The sequence below is a fragment of the Microbacterium sp. LWH11-1.2 genome (assembly GCF_038397745.1).
Classification (GTDB): domain Bacteria; phylum Actinomycetota; class Actinomycetes; order Actinomycetales; family Microbacteriaceae; genus Microbacterium.
Genome location: NZ_CP151636.1, coordinates 1,192,202 through 1,205,937, shown reverse-complemented (window position 1 = coordinate 1,205,937; position 13,736 = coordinate 1,192,202). Strand labels below are relative to the sequence as shown.

17 protein-coding genes are annotated in these 13,736 nt (G+C 69.8%); 12 read left to right on the top strand and 5 right to left on the bottom strand.

Annotated elements, in window-relative coordinates; all coding sequences use genetic code 11:
• From MRBLWH11_RS05690 to MRBLWH11_RS05675, 4 genes are all read left to right on the top strand, one after another.
• A complete protein-coding gene (locus MRBLWH11_RS05690) occupies positions 1-918 on the top strand; it encodes a LysR family transcriptional regulator (protein ID WP_116633450.1) in 918 nt (305 codons plus the stop codon).
• On the top strand, positions 915-1,712 hold the full coding sequence (locus MRBLWH11_RS05685) for a carbon-nitrogen hydrolase family protein (protein ID WP_341947070.1): 798 nt from the start codon (positions 915-917) through the stop codon (positions 1,710-1,712). Before MRBLWH11_RS05690 ends, MRBLWH11_RS05685 begins: the two co-directional genes overlap by 4 nt.
• Positions 1,713-1,741: 29 nt before the next feature.
• The gene (locus tag MRBLWH11_RS05680) at positions 1,742-2,503 is read left to right on the top strand and encodes an aldolase/citrate lyase family protein (RefSeq protein ID WP_116633448.1); all 762 of its coding nucleotides are present in this window, start codon (positions 1,742-1,744) and stop codon (positions 2,501-2,503) included.
• Positions 2,504-2,639: 136 nt separating this feature from the next.
• Positions 2,640-4,022 carry an LLM class flavin-dependent oxidoreductase gene (locus MRBLWH11_RS05675; protein WP_116633985.1) on the top strand — a complete coding sequence of 461 codons (1,383 nt, stop codon included), beginning with the start codon at positions 2,640-2,642 and terminating at the stop codon, positions 4,020-4,022.
• On the opposite strand, the gene MRBLWH11_RS05670 is transcribed toward MRBLWH11_RS05675, so the two are convergent.
• Both MRBLWH11_RS05670 and MRBLWH11_RS05665 read right to left on the bottom strand, forming a co-directional pair.
• Positions 4,012-4,428 carry a hypothetical protein gene (locus MRBLWH11_RS05670; RefSeq protein WP_341947068.1) on the bottom strand — a complete coding sequence of 139 codons (417 nt, stop codon included), beginning with the start codon at positions 4,426-4,428 and terminating at the stop codon, positions 4,012-4,014. The genes MRBLWH11_RS05675 and MRBLWH11_RS05670 overlap by 11 nt on opposite strands.
• A gap of 45 nt (positions 4,429-4,473) precedes the next feature.
• Positions 4,474-5,028: a TetR family transcriptional regulator gene (locus tag MRBLWH11_RS05665; protein WP_341947066.1), complete on the bottom strand. Its 555-nt coding sequence runs from the start codon at positions 5,026-5,028 to the stop codon at positions 4,474-4,476.
• A gap of 93 nt (positions 5,029-5,121) precedes the next feature.
• Here MRBLWH11_RS05665 and MRBLWH11_RS05660 point away from each other — a divergent pair, with 93 nt between their 5' ends.
• Positions 5,122-6,567 (top strand): MFS transporter, encoded by a 1,446-nt coding sequence (locus MRBLWH11_RS05660; RefSeq protein ID WP_341947065.1) that lies wholly within the window; start codon positions 5,122-5,124, stop codon positions 6,565-6,567.
• On the opposite strand, the gene MRBLWH11_RS05655 is transcribed toward MRBLWH11_RS05660, so the two are convergent.
• The gene (locus tag MRBLWH11_RS05655) at positions 6,548-6,724 is read right to left on the bottom strand and encodes a hypothetical protein (RefSeq protein ID WP_165807961.1); all 177 of its coding nucleotides are present in this window, start codon (positions 6,722-6,724) and stop codon (positions 6,548-6,550) included. The two genes, MRBLWH11_RS05660 and MRBLWH11_RS05655, sit on opposite strands and share 20 nt — an antisense overlap.
• Positions 6,725-6,829: 105 nt before the next feature.
• Between MRBLWH11_RS05655 and MRBLWH11_RS05650 the strand changes: the two genes are divergently transcribed.
• On the top strand, positions 6,830-7,279 hold the full coding sequence (locus MRBLWH11_RS05650; protein WP_341947063.1) for a carboxymuconolactone decarboxylase family protein: 450 nt from the start codon (positions 6,830-6,832) through the stop codon (positions 7,277-7,279).
• On the opposite strand, the gene MRBLWH11_RS05645 is transcribed toward MRBLWH11_RS05650, so the two are convergent.
• Positions 7,261-8,010, bottom strand: coding sequence for a MerR family transcriptional regulator (locus MRBLWH11_RS05645; protein ID WP_341947062.1), 750 nt, complete (start codon positions 8,008-8,010; stop codon positions 7,261-7,263). The genes MRBLWH11_RS05650 and MRBLWH11_RS05645 overlap by 19 nt on opposite strands.
• Before the next feature lie 61 nt (positions 8,011-8,071).
• Between MRBLWH11_RS05645 and MRBLWH11_RS05640 the strand changes: the two genes are divergently transcribed.
• The 6 genes from MRBLWH11_RS05640 (at position 8,072) to MRBLWH11_RS05615 (ending at position 12,634) form a co-directional block, all read left to right on the top strand.
• The gene (locus MRBLWH11_RS05640) at positions 8,072-8,512 is read left to right on the top strand and encodes a DUF6194 family protein (protein WP_341947061.1); all 441 of its coding nucleotides are present in this window, start codon (positions 8,072-8,074) and stop codon (positions 8,510-8,512) included.
• A gap of 7 nt (positions 8,513-8,519) precedes the next feature.
• Positions 8,520-9,065, top strand: coding sequence for a putative immunity protein (locus MRBLWH11_RS05635; RefSeq protein ID WP_341947060.1), 546 nt, complete (start codon positions 8,520-8,522; stop codon positions 9,063-9,065).
• A gap of 25 nt (positions 9,066-9,090) precedes the next feature.
• Positions 9,091-9,723, top strand: coding sequence for a hypothetical protein (locus tag MRBLWH11_RS05630; RefSeq protein WP_341947059.1), 633 nt, complete (start codon positions 9,091-9,093; stop codon positions 9,721-9,723).
• A gap of 56 nt (positions 9,724-9,779) precedes the next feature.
• A complete protein-coding gene (locus MRBLWH11_RS05625) occupies positions 9,780-10,457 on the top strand; it encodes a response regulator transcription factor (protein WP_116633441.1) in 678 nt (225 codons plus the stop codon).
• Complete coding sequence (locus tag MRBLWH11_RS05620; RefSeq protein ID WP_341947057.1) at positions 10,450-11,781, top strand: HAMP domain-containing sensor histidine kinase; 1,332 nt, start codon at positions 10,450-10,452, stop codon at positions 11,779-11,781. The genes MRBLWH11_RS05625 and MRBLWH11_RS05620 overlap by 8 nt, the downstream gene beginning before the upstream one ends.
• A 67-nt stretch (positions 11,782-11,848) precedes the next feature.
• Positions 11,849-12,634, top strand: coding sequence for a hypothetical protein (locus MRBLWH11_RS05615; RefSeq protein ID WP_341947056.1), 786 nt, complete (start codon positions 11,849-11,851; stop codon positions 12,632-12,634).
• Between the two features lie 246 nt (positions 12,635-12,880).
• Here MRBLWH11_RS05615 and MRBLWH11_RS05610 read toward each other — a convergent pair whose 3' ends face one another.
• Positions 12,881-13,723 carry a CPBP family intramembrane glutamic endopeptidase gene (locus MRBLWH11_RS05610; RefSeq protein ID WP_341947055.1) on the bottom strand — a complete coding sequence of 281 codons (843 nt, stop codon included), beginning with the start codon at positions 13,721-13,723 and terminating at the stop codon, positions 12,881-12,883.
• Positions 13,724-13,736: the final 13 nt, after the last annotated feature.

Here is a 13,736-nt window from a genome sequence, read left to right as displayed (position 1 = left end):
ATGGAGACGCGACGCCTCGAGCTGTTCGTCACGCTGGTCGACGCCGGCGGTTTCAAGCAGGCCGCCGACAGCCTCTTCATCACCGCTCCCGCACTCTCGCAGCAGATCTCACGGCTGGAGAAGGACGTGGGTGTCGCCTTGATCGACCGCTCCACACGGCCCATCACGCCTACCGAGGCCGGACGCGAGTTCTACTATCGGTGCCGGCGCGTGCTCGAGGCCATGCAGCACATCACGCAGCTGCTCGACGATCAGCGCAGCCATGAGTTCGGGCGGGTGCGGGTCGGGATCGTCCCGGCGATGATGTTCAGCTCGCCGGCGGGAGCCGTACGGCAGTTCATCCGCGCGCATCCGACCGCGACCGTCCAGGTGCGCAGCATCCCCACCTCCCTGCTGGTGGACGAGCTCGAGCAGGGGTCGATCGACGTCGCGATCCTGCTCACCGAGCCCGACCTCAAGGATCTCTCGTCGGCCGCGCTGTTCTCCGAGGACTACCTCGTGGCCCTGCCCGACGACCATCCGCTCGCCGGCGTGGAGGAGGTGGATTTCGCGATGCTGCGCAACGAGCGCATCCTCCAGGGTCCGCGCACCGCCAACCCGACCGGCTACGACGCCGTCGTGACGGCGTGCATGCGCGCCGGGTTCTCCCCGCGCTCGCTCGAGGTCATGGGCTCGTACCTCGACCAGGCCGCCATGGTGTCGGCGGGCATGGGCGTGTGCTTCATCCCGAAATCGCTGTCGGACATCCCGCAGCACAACGTCGTGTACCGCACGCTGGTCAATCCCTCGGTGGGACTCACCACCTCGATCTCGTGGTTCGAACGCCGACTCGACTCGGTCGGGCGCGCCTTCGTGCAGCACTGCATCACCGTGCTCTCCGATCCGGAGAGCCTCGTCTCGATCAAAGGAGAATCATGAAGTTCGCGATCGGCCAGATGGTCTCGGGCGGCGACAAGGCCGCCAACCTCGAGGAGATCACCCGTCTCACGGAAGAGGCGGCCGCCGCCGGCGCACGCCTGGTGGTGTTCCCCGAGTTCGCCATGTTCGACGTCCCGAACCTCGACGCCGAGTTCGTGAAGCAGGGCGAGGCACTGGATGGTCCGTTCGTGACGGCGCTGGCCGGACTGGCTCGCCGCACGGGAGTCGCGATCGTCGCGGGCATGCTCGAGTCGATCGACGACGAGTCGCGCGGATACAACACGCTCGTGCTGGTGACGCCGGATGACGGCCTCTCCCGGGTGTACCACAAGCTCCACCTGTACGACGCGTTCGGGTTCCTCGAGTCCGAGCACATCCGCCCCGGCGACATCGACGGCCCCGTGACGTTCACGATCGACGACGTCACGATCGGGATGCTGACCTGCTACGACCTGCGCTTCCCCGAGGCCGCGCGCGAGCACGCCGACGCCGGCGTCGACCTGCTGCTCTACCCCGCGGCGTGGATGCCGGGCGCCCGCAAGGAGGACCACTGGAACACGCTCGCCCGCGCCCGCGCGATCGAGAACACCCTGTATGTCGCCGCGGTGTCGCAGGGACCCGGCGTCGGCACCGGCGGCAGCATCATCGTCGATCCCATGGGCATCACGCTCGGCGAGATCGGCGAGAGCAGCGGCATCGCGGTCGCCGACGCCACGCCCGAACGCGTCGCCCAGGTGCGCTCCGTCAATCCCTCGCTCGCCAACCGCCGCTTCACCGTGGTCGCCTCGGCCTGACGCCGTCGGCACCGAAAGAAAGGAACAACATGTCTCATTCGCTCAAGCAGGGAGCCTGGCTGTCGGACGGCAGCAGCGCGATCGGCGAGATCGTCGCCGGTCTCGGATACGACTTCGTGGTGCTCGACATCGAGCACGGCTCGTTCGACCTCTCGATCCTTGAGCGCTTCATCCCGCTGCTCAAGGGCCTCGGGCTCGAGGTGCTGTCGAAGGTGCTGGTCCCCGAGCGCGGCGCGATCCAGCAGGCCCTCGACTTCGGCTCAGACGGTGTGATCATCCCCCACATCGAAGGGCTCGAGCACGCGAAGCTCGTCACCGACTTCGCGAAGTTCCCGCCGCTCGGCTCGCGAAGCCTCGCGGGCGGCCGCACGATGAGCTACCGCGGATACTCGGACGAGTGGATCGCCGCGCAGGACCGCGACATCAAGGTGTTCCCGATGGTCGAGGATCCGCGGGCCCTGCGCGACGTCGAGGCGATCGCGGCGCTGCCCACCGTCGACGGCATCTTCATCGGCCCCGGCGACCTGGCCGCCATGAGCGGCCGCGGCGCGTACCGGCAGACCGAGGCCGACTTCGACGACTTCCGCCGTGTGATCGCGGCGGCGCGCGCGAACGACAAGCCCTGGGTGCTGCCCGCCTGGACGACCATCGAGAAGGAGTTCGCGGTCGCCGAGAACGCCGACTACGTGCTGCTCGCGATGCAGCACGCCGCGATCGCGGAGGGCTACGGCAACGCCCGCTCGCTCATGGACGACCTGATCGCGACCGCATCGGCGCCTGTCTCCTCCTGATCACCCGCCCCCGCCGACGACGCCCGCTGCCTCCCCGGCAGCGGGCGTCGTCCGCTGTTCCGGCTCCCCGCTCCCGTGTGTCCGCGCGTTTCACCGAGGCTGGATTACTGAGGCCCGGTGACGTTTCATGGTCTCCATGACTCGTCAGATCCGCTTCAACGCCTTCGACATGAACTGCGTCGCCCACCAGTCGTCCGGGCTGTGGCGGCATCCGGAGGATCGTTCGCGCCAGTACAACACGATCAGCTACTGGACGGATCTCGCGAAGCTGCTCGAGAGCGCGACCTTCGACGGCATCTTCATCGCCGACGTGCTCGGCACCTACGACGTGTACGGCGGCACGAACGAGGCCGCGATCCGCAACGGCGCGCAGGTGCCCGTGAACGACCCGATCCTGCTCGTGAGCGCGATGGCCGCGGTCACCGAGCACCTGGGCTTCGGCATCACGGCCGGTACCGCCTTCGAGCACCCGTATCCGTTCGCCCGCCGCCTGAGCACGCTCGACCACCTCACCCAGGGCCGCATCGGCTGGAACGTCGTCACCGGCTACCTGCCCAGCGCCGCGCGGAACATGGGCCAGGAGGATCAGCTCGCGCACGACGACCGGTACGACCACGCCGACGAGTACGTCGAGGTGCTCTACAAGCTGTGGGAGGGCTCCTGGGAGGACGACGCCGTCGTCGAGGACCGCGAGCGGGGCATCTTCACCGACCACACGAAGGTGCATCCGATCGGGCACGAGGGCAAGCACTTCAGCGTTCCCGGCATCCACATCTCCGAGCCCTCTCCGCAGCGCACTCCCGTGATCTACCAGGCCGGCGCGAGCCCGCGCGGCGTGCGCTTCGCGGCCGAGAACGCCGAGGCCATCTTCGTCGCCGCGCCCTCGAAGGAGGTGCTCGCGGGAACCGTGAAGCGCATCCGCGACGCCCTCGAAGCCGCCGGCCGCGACCGCTACGACGCGCGCATCTACACGCTGCTCACGGTCATCACCGGCGCGACCAGCGAAGAGGCGACCGCGAAGCACGCCGAGTACCTCACCTACGCGAGCCCCGAGGGCGCGCTGACCTTCATGTCGGGCTGGATGGGCGTCGACCTGTCGCAGTACCGCGAGGACGAGCCCGTCGGCAACGTCGAGTCGAACGCGATCCAGTCGGTGCTGCAGCACCTGAAGGAAGAGGCGGATCTCGGACGCGAGTGGACCGTCGGCGACTTCGGCCGGCACAACGCGATCGGCGGCCTCGGCCCCACGGTCGTCGGCTCCGGCGAGGAGATCGCCGACGAGCTGCAGTCCTGGGTCGACGAGACCGACATCGACGGATTCAACCTCGCCTACGCGGTCACGCCCGGCACCTGGCAGGACGTCATCGAGCATGTCATCCCGGTGCTCCGCGCCCGCGGCGCCTACCCGGAGGAGTACACGCCGGGGACCCTGCGCCACAAGCTGCAGGGCAAGGGCGACCGCGTGCAGGACACGCACCGCGCGGCCAAGTACCGCATCGGGTCGCGCGTCACCGCGTAGGCCTGTGGGCCTCGCGCTCGGGGAGCAGCAGCACGACACCGAGCACGAGGCTGACACCCAGGGCGACCATCTCGCCGATCGCCGACTCGAGCGACATGTGCTCCAGATGGAGCGCGTGATAGAGGAAGTGCAGCACGCCGAACACCGTCCAGGCGATGCCGAGCACGCGGAAGCCGACTGTGCTGCGCCACAGCAGTCCGCCGATGCTCGCCGCGGCGAGCGCCAGGTACATCGCGCCGACGTCACGGATCAGATGCTCGTTGAAGGGACCGTCGACGGACACCCACGACCCGAGCGCGCCGGGGAACGAGTCGTAGAAACCCTGGGGCGCGAAGTACGCCCAGCCGCCGACGAACACTCCGAGCGCGGCGGAGAGGGCGAGGGCGAGGATATGGAGTCGTCTCATACCTCTCCGACGAATCACCGGGGATGAGTGTGAGCCTCGCGGCGATCAGGCGAGCAGCGCCCGGACGTTCTCGACCACGACCTCGCGCCGACGCGCGGCGTCCGGAAGGGGCACGCGATTCATCTCCGGCGTGAGGGTGTGCCACGCCATCGCGAGAGCACGCACCGCCGTGAGCAGCTCGATCGGCGAGCGATCCGTCGGCAGATGGCCTGACCTCTGCGCGCGCTCGATCTGCGCGAGCTTCTCGGCGTGCGCCTTCGTCAGCACATCGAGCGCCGCTTCTCCGCGCTCGAGAATGTGCCAGTTCGTCAGACGGAGCGTGTTCGGGTTCTGCTCGTACAGGTCGAAGGAGCGAGCGGCGTAGCCGGGGAGATCCTCCGCATCGAACGCGGTGGCGTCTCTGACCGCGACCACCCGCTGCGAGAACACCTCGTCGAACAGGCCGTCCTTGCTGTCGAAGTAGCGGTAGAGCATGGCCTTGTTCGCCTGCGCGTTCTCGGCGATGCGGTCGACACGCGCGCCGGCGATGCCGTAGCGGGCGAACTCCTCCTCCGCGGCATCCAGGATGCGCTTCTTCGTCGCCTCTGCGTCCCTGACCATGATCCCCATTCTAACAAGTAACCAGTTAGTTGACAAAGCCGATAACACGAGCGATGCTATGTAACGAACCAGTCAGTTACTTAGGAGTTCTCCATGTCCACCGCATCCGTCGACGTCCCCGTCGGCACCCCTCCCGCCTGGCGCAGGACCGTCGTCCTCGCCGTCATCATGGGCTGCCAGCTCATGATGGTGCTCGACACCTCGATCGTGACCACGGCGCTCCCCCACGTCCAGCGCGAACTCGGATTCACCGACACCTCCCTTTCCTGGGTGCAGAACAGCTACGCACTCGCCTTCGGCGGCCTGCTGCTGCTCGGGGCGCGCACGGGCGACCTGCTCGGGCGGCGGCGGGTCTTCGCTGCGGGCGTCGGCCTGTTCACCGCCGCTTCCCTCATGGCGGGCCTCGCGCCTTCGGCCGATGTCCTCATCCTCGCTCGTGTGCTCCAGGGCATCGCCTCCGCGTTCGCCATCCCGGCCACGCTCGCCCTCCTGGTGCAGTCCTTCCCGCAGCCGGAGGAGCGGACGCGCGCGATCAGCATCTACAGCGCGGTCATCGGCGCCGGCGGCAGCGCCGGCATCATCGTCGGCGGACTCTTCACCGATCTGCTGTCGTGGCGCTGGGGGATGCTCATCAACGTGCCGATCGGCATCGCGGTGCTGCTGCTCGCCCCCCGCTTCCTGCCCGAGACGCCGCGGGCCGCCGGCCGCGTCGACGTGCCGGGCGCACTCACGGTGACCTCGGGCATGACCGCACTCGTCTTCGGTCTCGTCAGCGCCGCGGAGTCCGGCTGGACGGCCCCCGTCACGATCGCCACCCTCGGTGCGGCAGTCGCCCTCCTCGTCGCCTTCGTCCTCATCGAGCGCCGGGCGATCCAGCCGATCACGCCGCTGGGGCTGTTCCGCGACGTCACCCGATCCGGCGCCTACCTCGTGCGGATCCTCATCGTCGGCGCGATGTTCTCGACGTTCTACTTCCTGAGCCAGTACCTGCAGAACGTGCAGGGCTTCAGCGCCGTCGTCGCCGGACTCTCCTACGTCCCGCTCACACTGATGTTCTTCGCGATGGTGTACCTCGTGCGCCCGCTGAGCGCGCGGATCGGCAAGCCGCTTCTCCTCCTGGTCTCGCTCGCGGTGGCCGGTGGCGGGATGCTGTGGCTGAGCGCGATCGACACGGACACGCCGTTCTTCAGCGGCATCCTGCCACCGCTCCTCGTCCTCGGCGTCGGGCAGGGGATCGCGATCATCCTGCTGACCGAGTTCGGCATGACGCGCGTCGCACCGGAGGACAACGGCGCGGCATCCGGTCTCGTCAACACGGCGCACCAGCTCGGCGGAACCATCGGCCTGGCGCTGCTGACCGTCGTCTTCACCGCTGCGGCAGCGAACGCGACGACGAGCGCGGGTGCGCAGGCGGACGCCGGCGCATACGCCGCCGTCTTCCAGTTCGCGACCTGGTTCTACGTCCTCGCCGTGGTCATCGCGGCCGTCATGGTCACGGCGGATCGACGGCGCGGGCGACTCAGTCGTCGGCGCGGCTGAAGACGCTCCGGATCACGACGAACACCACGACGGCGACCACCGCGACGATCGCCAGCTTGGCGATGAACCACAGCACGGAGAAGAGGGCGCTCACCAGCCACCAGGCGATCACGACGGCCAGGATCACGCCGAGGATGGTCCAGATGTTCTTGGTCATGAGTACAGCCTACGGATGCCGGAGCGCGCAGCGCCTCACATCTCCCGGGGCTGCGTCGTCGATCCTGGTGGGGGCGCAGACGCGCCCGGAAGAAGGAGAGACCACGTGTCCCATGTGAACATCGGCAAGATCTACTCGGCTCCGTACCAGGCGATGCTGGAGTTCGCCGCGAAGGCCGCCGAGGCAGGAGCGGATGCCGGGCTGTCGCCGCTGCTCGTCGAACTGGTCAAGGTGCGCGCCTCGCAGCTCAACGGCTGTGCGTTCTGCCTGCGGATGCATTCGGCTGATGCCGTGAAGCACGGCGAGACGGCCGATCGCCTCGCGGTGCTCGCGGGCTGGTGGGAGTCGCAGTACTTCTCCCCCGAGGAGCAGGCGGCGCTGCAGATCGCCGAGCGGGTGACGCTGATCGGCGATCACGGTCGACTTCATGATCGCGGCATCGACGTCGACGGCATCCTGACCGAGAAGCAGATCGCCGCGGTGACCTGGCTGACGGTCGTGATCAACAGCTGGAACCGCATCGCGATCACCAGCCACTACCCCGTGGCTCCCTGAGGTCGGAGCCCTCCCGCGGCGGCGGCGTCGAGAAGATCGTGCAGCGCGCCGGCGGCCGCGAGGAGGGCGACGCTCCGGCGGGTGAGCTCGACGAGCCGGTCGGTGAGGATCCGCTGCGCGTCGGCGGTCAGCGCGTGACCGCGCAGCTGGTCGAGGATGCGGGCGATCGGCGGGATGCCGTAGCCGCCGGCGCGAAGCGCCGCGATGACCCGGGCCTCGGTGATCGCCCTCGACCCGTAGGAGCGGGAGCCGGACGAACCGGTGCGCAGCGGATGGAGGATCCCCTCGCGCTCCCAGTGGCGCAGGGCCGAGGTGCGCACGTCGAGGGCCTGCGCGAGCTCGCCGATCGTCATCGCATCCTCGTCGCCGAAGACCTCGGTGGAATCCTGCACGGCGACGTCCAGACCGCGGAGCGCCTCGCGGACGCGGGAGCGCTCACCGGCCAGCGCCGCGTGGAGGTCGTCGATCTGCGCGGCCGCGCCTTCCACGGTGCCGCCTATCAGCACCGGCATCAGCTGCCGAGCCGGCACCGGGCCGATGGCCGCGGCGAGCGCCCGATAGGCCCGGAGCGCCACGAGGTGCTTCTCCTGATAGTGGCGGTACCCGTTTACTCCGCGGGCGGCGGAGGGGATCACCCCGAGCCGCTCGAGGTCGCGAACCTGCTGCGTCGAATAGCCGAGCAGCCGTCCGACCTGCGCCGTCGTGAGGGAAGGCACTTGAGGGTTCGTCACGGCATCCTCCTGTCTTCTAGCGTCGAAGTCCACATAAGCACTTCAAGCTCATCATTGAAGCATGGAGATGCAGCAGATCATCGAGAACGTCCGCGGGTTCGACGGCGCACTGGTCGTCGCCCCCGAGATCGGAAGCGACTTCCCCGAGCTCTCGTGGGGCGACGCGTACTTCTACCACGCCCCCGACGGCCGGATGCCGGAGCGCACGCAGCCCTACGGGACCATCATCACGAAGGACTACCCCGACGACACGTCGTCCGATCTCGGCACCCCCGACCGGTTCCGCGTGAACATCCATGTCGGGCGGGAGCGCGCCGACGCCCTCGTCGTGACGGAGGCGCACGCCACCGACGCCGATGTGTTCCAGCGGCATCCGCTCTACGGCACCGCCGGCTGGGTCTGCGTGATCGACCCGGCGGAGAAGACAGCGGATGCCGTGCTCGCCCTGCTCCGCGACGCCCACGAGGCGGCCCGGTCGCGCACGGCTCGTCGGGCGCGGTGAGGGCGGCATGGCCGGAACAGCCTCTCCCCAGTCCCTGAGCGACGCCGAGCGACGGATCGTCGCCGCCTGGGCCGCCGACTGCGCGGAGCACGTGTTGCCGCTGTTCGCGGTGGAGGCTCCGGAAGACGACCGCGCCGCCGACGCCATCGCCCGAGCCCGGGCGTACGCCCGGGGCGAGCTCGACGCCGCGGGTGAGATCCGCCGCCGCTTCGTCGCGGGGCGTGCGGCGGCGAGTGCGCGCACGCCGGCCGGAGTCGCCGCGGCGCGCGCCGCAGCCCAGGCCGCCGGGGTCGCGCACATGGGCGCCCACGCGCTCGGGGCGGCGGCCTACGCGGCGAAGGCCGTCGAACTCGCGCACCCCGAGAACCCCGGGGTGCGCGGTCGGGAGGTGGCCTGGCAGCTCGATCGCCTCTCCCCCGACGCGGCGGATGCACTCCGCCGGCTGCCGCTCCTCGGTGAGGACACGGCAGGCCCGCTCGGCCCCGGCCTGCTCGCCTCCGGGGTGCTGGGCGCTGTCATCCGCGAGATCCAGGAGCACCTCGGCGAGATCTGACCGCGCACGTCCCTAGAGTGGACGGATGGAGGCGAACCCCTGGCGCGACATCCGTCTCGACGTGTACGAGTCGCACATGAGCGATCAGTCCGTCGGGCAGCTGGACCTGCTGCGCCGGATCACGGCCGATCAGCTGCGCGATCACCCGTCCCGCCGGATCGGCATCCTGGGCATCGCCGGCGGCAACGGCCTGGATGAGGTCGATCCGACCCGGATCGATGCGCTCACCGGGTACGACATCAACCCGGACTATCTGGATGCCTGCCGCGCCAGGTACGGCGAGGCGTTCGGTGCGCGGATGCAGCTGCGGGAATGCTCGATCGACCGCTCGCTCACGATCGAACCGACCGATCTGCTGCTCGCCAACCTCATCATCGAGTACGTGGGGCTGCCGGAGTTCGCCGCGTTCGTCGCCGCCAACTCCGCGCGGATCGGCATCCTCTCGTGCGTGACGCAGCAGAACGGCACGGCAGGGCTCGTCAGCAGCACCCGCTACTCTGCGGCCTTCGCGGGACTGGCATCGGTCGCCTCGGAGGTCGACCCGGGCGGGCTCACCGCTGCGCTGACGGCGGTCGGCCTGTCGCTGACGGCGCAGGTCGAGCATCCGCTGCCGAACGGGAAGCTCCTCACCCGGCAGGACTTCGCGACCGCGCGGTGAGACCGCCCCGCCCCGGCTTCAGCCCCGATTCAGCGTGGGACCGCCACACTGGAGGAATGCGGATCCTGGTGGTCGACGACGAGGTGCGCCTGGCCGACGGCGTGCGGCGCGGGCTCGAGGCCGAGGGCTTCGCCGTCGACGTCGCGCACAACGGGGTCGACGGACTCTGGCGGGCGCGCGAGACCCGGTACGACGCGATCGTGCTCGACCTGATGATGCCGGGGATGAGCGGCTGGAAGGTGTGCGAGGCGCTGCGCGCCGAGGAGAACTGGACGCCGGTTCTCATGCTGACCGCGAAGGACGGCGAATGGGATCAGGTCGAGGCGCTCGAGACCGGTGCCGACGACTACGTCACCAAGCCGTTCTCGTTCGCGATCCTCGTCGCACGCATCCGGGCACTCGTCCGTCGCGGCGCGGTCGCCCGACCGGCGATCCTGGAGGCCGGCGACCTGCGCCTCGACCCCGCCGCCCACCGCGTCTGGCGGGGCGAGACGCCGGTGACCCTGACCGCCCGAGAGTTCTCGGTGCTCGAGTACCTGATGCGTCACCGCGGCCAGGTCGTGACCAAGCGGGCCCTGATCGACGGCGTCTGGGATGACGACTTCGACGGCGACCCGAACATCGTCGAGGTGTACGTCGGTCACCTGCGCCGCAAGCTCGACAAGCCGTTCGGGCGCGAGGCGATCGAGACGATCCGCGGTGCCGGATACCGTTTGGCGGCCGACGGTGGCTGACCGTTCGGTGGCCGGTCGCTGGTGGCGTTCCGTGCGTGGCCGCACGACGCTCGGCGCCACCCTGATCGTCGCGGTGGCCCTCGTCATCGGAGCCGTCTCGTTCTACGCCGTGCTGAGCAGCAGTGTGCGCGGCAGCACCGAGCAGGCGGCCCAGCAGCGCGTCGAGCAGCTCGGCGATCGCGAGGGCGCGTCCGACGGCGCCGGCATCGACACCCTCGACGACGAGTTCGTGCAGATCCTCGGAGCGGACGGCACCGTGCGAGCGGCCAGCGAGGATGCCCGCGAGGCACTGGGGTCGACGCCCCTCCCGGTCGCCGACGACGCGCAGACGATGACCGTCGACGGCGAGCCGATGCTCATCGTCTCGGATGACATCGACGACGACCAGACGATCGTCCTCGCGGTGTCGGTCGAGGACGACACCGAGACCCTGGCGACGGTCGCGACGCTGCTGGCCGTGGCGGTCCCTCTCGTGCTCCTGCTCGTCGCGGGCACCACGTGGTTCGTGACCGGTCGCGCGCTCCGACCCGTGACGCGCATCCGTCAGGAGGTCGACGGCATCACGGCCGAGCGACTCCACCGGCGCGTGGCGGTGCCCGACTCTGCCGACGAGGTCGCCGCGCTCGCGACGACCATGAACGGCATGCTCGATCGGCTGGATGCCGCGGCGACGGCGCAGCGGAGATTCGTGTCCGACGCCTCGCACGAGCTGCGCTCCCCGCTCGCGACGATCCGACAGCACGCCGAGCTGGCGCAGGCGCACCCGGGCGTGACGAGCATCGGCGAGCTGGCCGAGGTCGTGTCCGAGGAGGGGGTCCGGCTGCAGGGGATCGTGGAGTCGCTGCTGCTCCTCGCGCGCCTCGACGAGGGCGTCACCCCGCACGACGAGCCGGTCGATCTCGACGACCTGGCCCTCGGCGAGGTGCGCCGGCTGCGCGCGGCGGGGCAGGAGGTCGACGGCTCCGGCATCCAGGCCGCCCGCGTCTCCGGTGACCCGCGCCTGCTCGGCCAGCTCCTGCGCAACCTGGCGGACAACGGCGCCCGGCACGCGCGCGGCCGGCTCGCGATCGGGGTGACGCCGGCGGACCGCCACGTGTTCGTCACGATCGAGGATGACGGCGACGGCGTGCCGGTCAAGGAGCGCGAGCGCATCTTCGAGCGCTTCGTCCGCCTCGACGAGGCCCGCAGCCGCGACGCCGGTGGCAGCGGCCTCGGCCTCGCGATCGCGCGCGGCATCGCGGCGGCCGAAGGCGGGACCGTCGTCGTCGACGACTCCCGCTGGGGCGGCGCCCGGTTCGTCGTCACCCTTCCCCTGAGCTCCTGACGGGTTCCTGAAGAGCTCTTCAGGACGCTTCAGGAAGGCTTCAGTGCCGGCGCGGGAGCATCGTCACATGGACGACAAGACACCCACCCCCGACCAGACTCCCCACCACGGCGACGACCAGCCCACCGTGCCCGTCACCCCGACGACGGATGCCGCACCTCAGGCTCCGGCCGCCGGTCAGCACCCGGTGGCTCCGCCCGCCGCGTCCGCTGCGGTCGGGACCAAGCCCCGACGCACCCGTGCCCTTCTGATCGGCGGCGGGATCGCGGCAGCCGTGGTGCTCGTGGGAGGCGGCGTCGCCGTCGGCGCCGCGATCGGCGACGAGATCGGCGACGACGACGACCGGACCTCGGTATCGGACGGCCCTCGCCACGACGCCGACGACCGCGATGACGACGGCCGATCGACGTCGTCCGCCCAGGGTCCCGTCACCGGGATCGGCACGGATTCGGCCGACGAGCTCATCGAGATCGCGGATGCCGCGCGCGGAGCGGCCGACGGCGAGGTCACCTCGATCGACGCGAGGCGCGACGGCGCGTGGGAGGTGCAGCTGACCGCCGCGGCGGGCGACGAGACCGAGGTCCGCGTCGACGAGAAGCTCGCGGCCACCGTCGTCTCGACCGAGGCCGCCGACGGCGATGACTCCGGCCCGACGCTGGTGCTCGACGACGAGGCGATCCGCTCGCTGGTCTCCGCGGCGCTGGCCGAAGCCGACGGGTTGATCACCGACCTCGATGTCGACGGCGACGACGTGAGCCCCTACGACGCCTCCGTCCTCACCACGGACAACCGCTCGATCGACATCGACTTCACCGCCGAGTTCGCGGTCGTCGGCACCGACACCGACGACTGACGACCGACCCCGCGGCGTCCTCCGCCTCCATGTTTCACACCTTTCCGGAGAAACGTGGAGGCGGTTCTGGTCCACTGGAAGAGCAGCCGTCTCGGGAGGGGTCCCGGGGCGGAAGCGAAAGCGCCGCCCTCCCCTCATCGGGCGGCCGGTGGGCGGGGCTCTCCACTCCCCGCCCACCGCATCCCGGGGCGGGCGAACCCTGGCGCCCGGGTCTCGGTGGAGGCTACTCCTCGACGATGACCCGGGTCATGCGCTGACCTCGCTCCGACGCCGACGCCGCTCGCTGACGAGGAACACGATCAGCAGGATGAAGCCCGTGACGATGACGATGTACGTGCTCAGCGCGGGCAGGAGGACGAGCGGGTTGCCGCTGGTGGGGAACGCGCCGAAGAGGAAGATCGACGGATCGGTGCTCGCATGCACGAGCATCGGCGCGATCAGCGTGCGCGTCACCCGCAGGATCAGGTACATGCAGATGCCGAACGCGAACGTGTAGACGATCTGCAGGAGCGTGGTCCCCAGCCCCTGGTCCGACGTGAAGAGGTTCGTGAAGTGCAGGGCGGCGAAGATGCCCGCCGAGGCGAGGGCGACGGCGATCTCGCGGTGGCCCCCCTTGCGCATGAGGTTGATCACGAACCCGCGGGTGACGAGCTCCTCGACCAGGCCGACGAAGAGCCCGGCCAGCAGCCAGGTGCCGACCAGGGTGATCCCCGCCTTCGCGTAGTCGATGGTGAGGAACGCACCGACGTTGATGACGAGCACGACGATCAGGGCGATCCACATCCACCGGCGGCCGCCGAGAGTCTGACGCGCGAACAGCTCCTTCAGCCAGCCCACGGATGCCGCGAACGCGAAGAGCAGGATGCTGGTGAGGATGATGGGCAGCGCCGTGGAGAAGAACACGTCCCCGGCGCTCCCCTTCTCGGCGCGGAGACCGCTCCCTTCGGGGACGGCGAGCCCGAGCAGGAAGCCGATCAGCTCATAGACGCCGAGGTAGACCGCGGCGAGCAGGAGCGCACGCCAGAATCCGCCCCTGTTCCAGAACCGCTTCCATGCCGATGACTGCTCGACTGATGTCTGCCCGGCCATGATGCCCTCCCTG

Excerpts from the sequence above, each read along its gene's own strand:
- MRBLWH11_RS05625 (WP_116633441.1), top strand. The coding sequence starts at position 9,780 with ATGCGGATCCTGGTGGTCGACGACGAGGTGCGCCTGGCCGACGGCGTG.
- MRBLWH11_RS05660 (WP_341947065.1), top strand. The coding sequence starts at position 5,122 with ATGTCCACCGCATCCGTCGACGTCCCCGTCGGCACCCCTCCCGCCTGG.
- MRBLWH11_RS05675 (WP_116633985.1), top strand. The coding sequence starts at position 2,640 with ATGACTCGTCAGATCCGCTTCAACGCCTTCGACATGAACTGCGTCGCC.
- MRBLWH11_RS05635 (WP_341947060.1), top strand. The coding sequence starts at position 8,520 with ATGGCCGGAACAGCCTCTCCCCAGTCCCTGAGCGACGCCGAGCGACGG.
- MRBLWH11_RS05655 (WP_165807961.1), bottom strand. The coding sequence starts at position 6,724 with ATGACCAAGAACATCTGGACCATCCTCGGCGTGATCCTGGCCGTCGTG.
- MRBLWH11_RS05615 (WP_341947056.1), top strand. The coding sequence starts at position 11,849 with ATGGACGACAAGACACCCACCCCCGACCAGACTCCCCACCACGGCGAC.
- MRBLWH11_RS05680 (WP_116633448.1), top strand. The coding sequence starts at position 1,742 with ATGTCTCATTCGCTCAAGCAGGGAGCCTGGCTGTCGGACGGCAGCAGC.
- MRBLWH11_RS05665 (WP_341947066.1), bottom strand. The coding sequence starts at position 5,028 with ATGGTCAGGGACGCAGAGGCGACGAAGAAGCGCATCCTGGATGCCGCG.
- MRBLWH11_RS05610 (WP_341947055.1), bottom strand. The coding sequence starts at position 13,723 with ATGGCCGGGCAGACATCAGTCGAGCAGTCATCGGCATGGAAGCGGTTC.
- MRBLWH11_RS05685 (WP_341947070.1), top strand. The coding sequence starts at position 915 with ATGAAGTTCGCGATCGGCCAGATGGTCTCGGGCGGCGACAAGGCCGCC.
- MRBLWH11_RS05640 (WP_341947061.1), top strand. The coding sequence starts at position 8,072 with ATGGAGATGCAGCAGATCATCGAGAACGTCCGCGGGTTCGACGGCGCA.
- MRBLWH11_RS05630 (WP_341947059.1), top strand. The coding sequence starts at position 9,091 with ATGGAGGCGAACCCCTGGCGCGACATCCGTCTCGACGTGTACGAGTCG.
- MRBLWH11_RS05670 (WP_341947068.1), bottom strand. The coding sequence starts at position 4,428 with ATGAGACGACTCCATATCCTCGCCCTCGCCCTCTCCGCCGCGCTCGGA.
- MRBLWH11_RS05690 (WP_116633450.1), top strand. The coding sequence starts at position 1 with ATGGAGACGCGACGCCTCGAGCTGTTCGTCACGCTGGTCGACGCCGGC.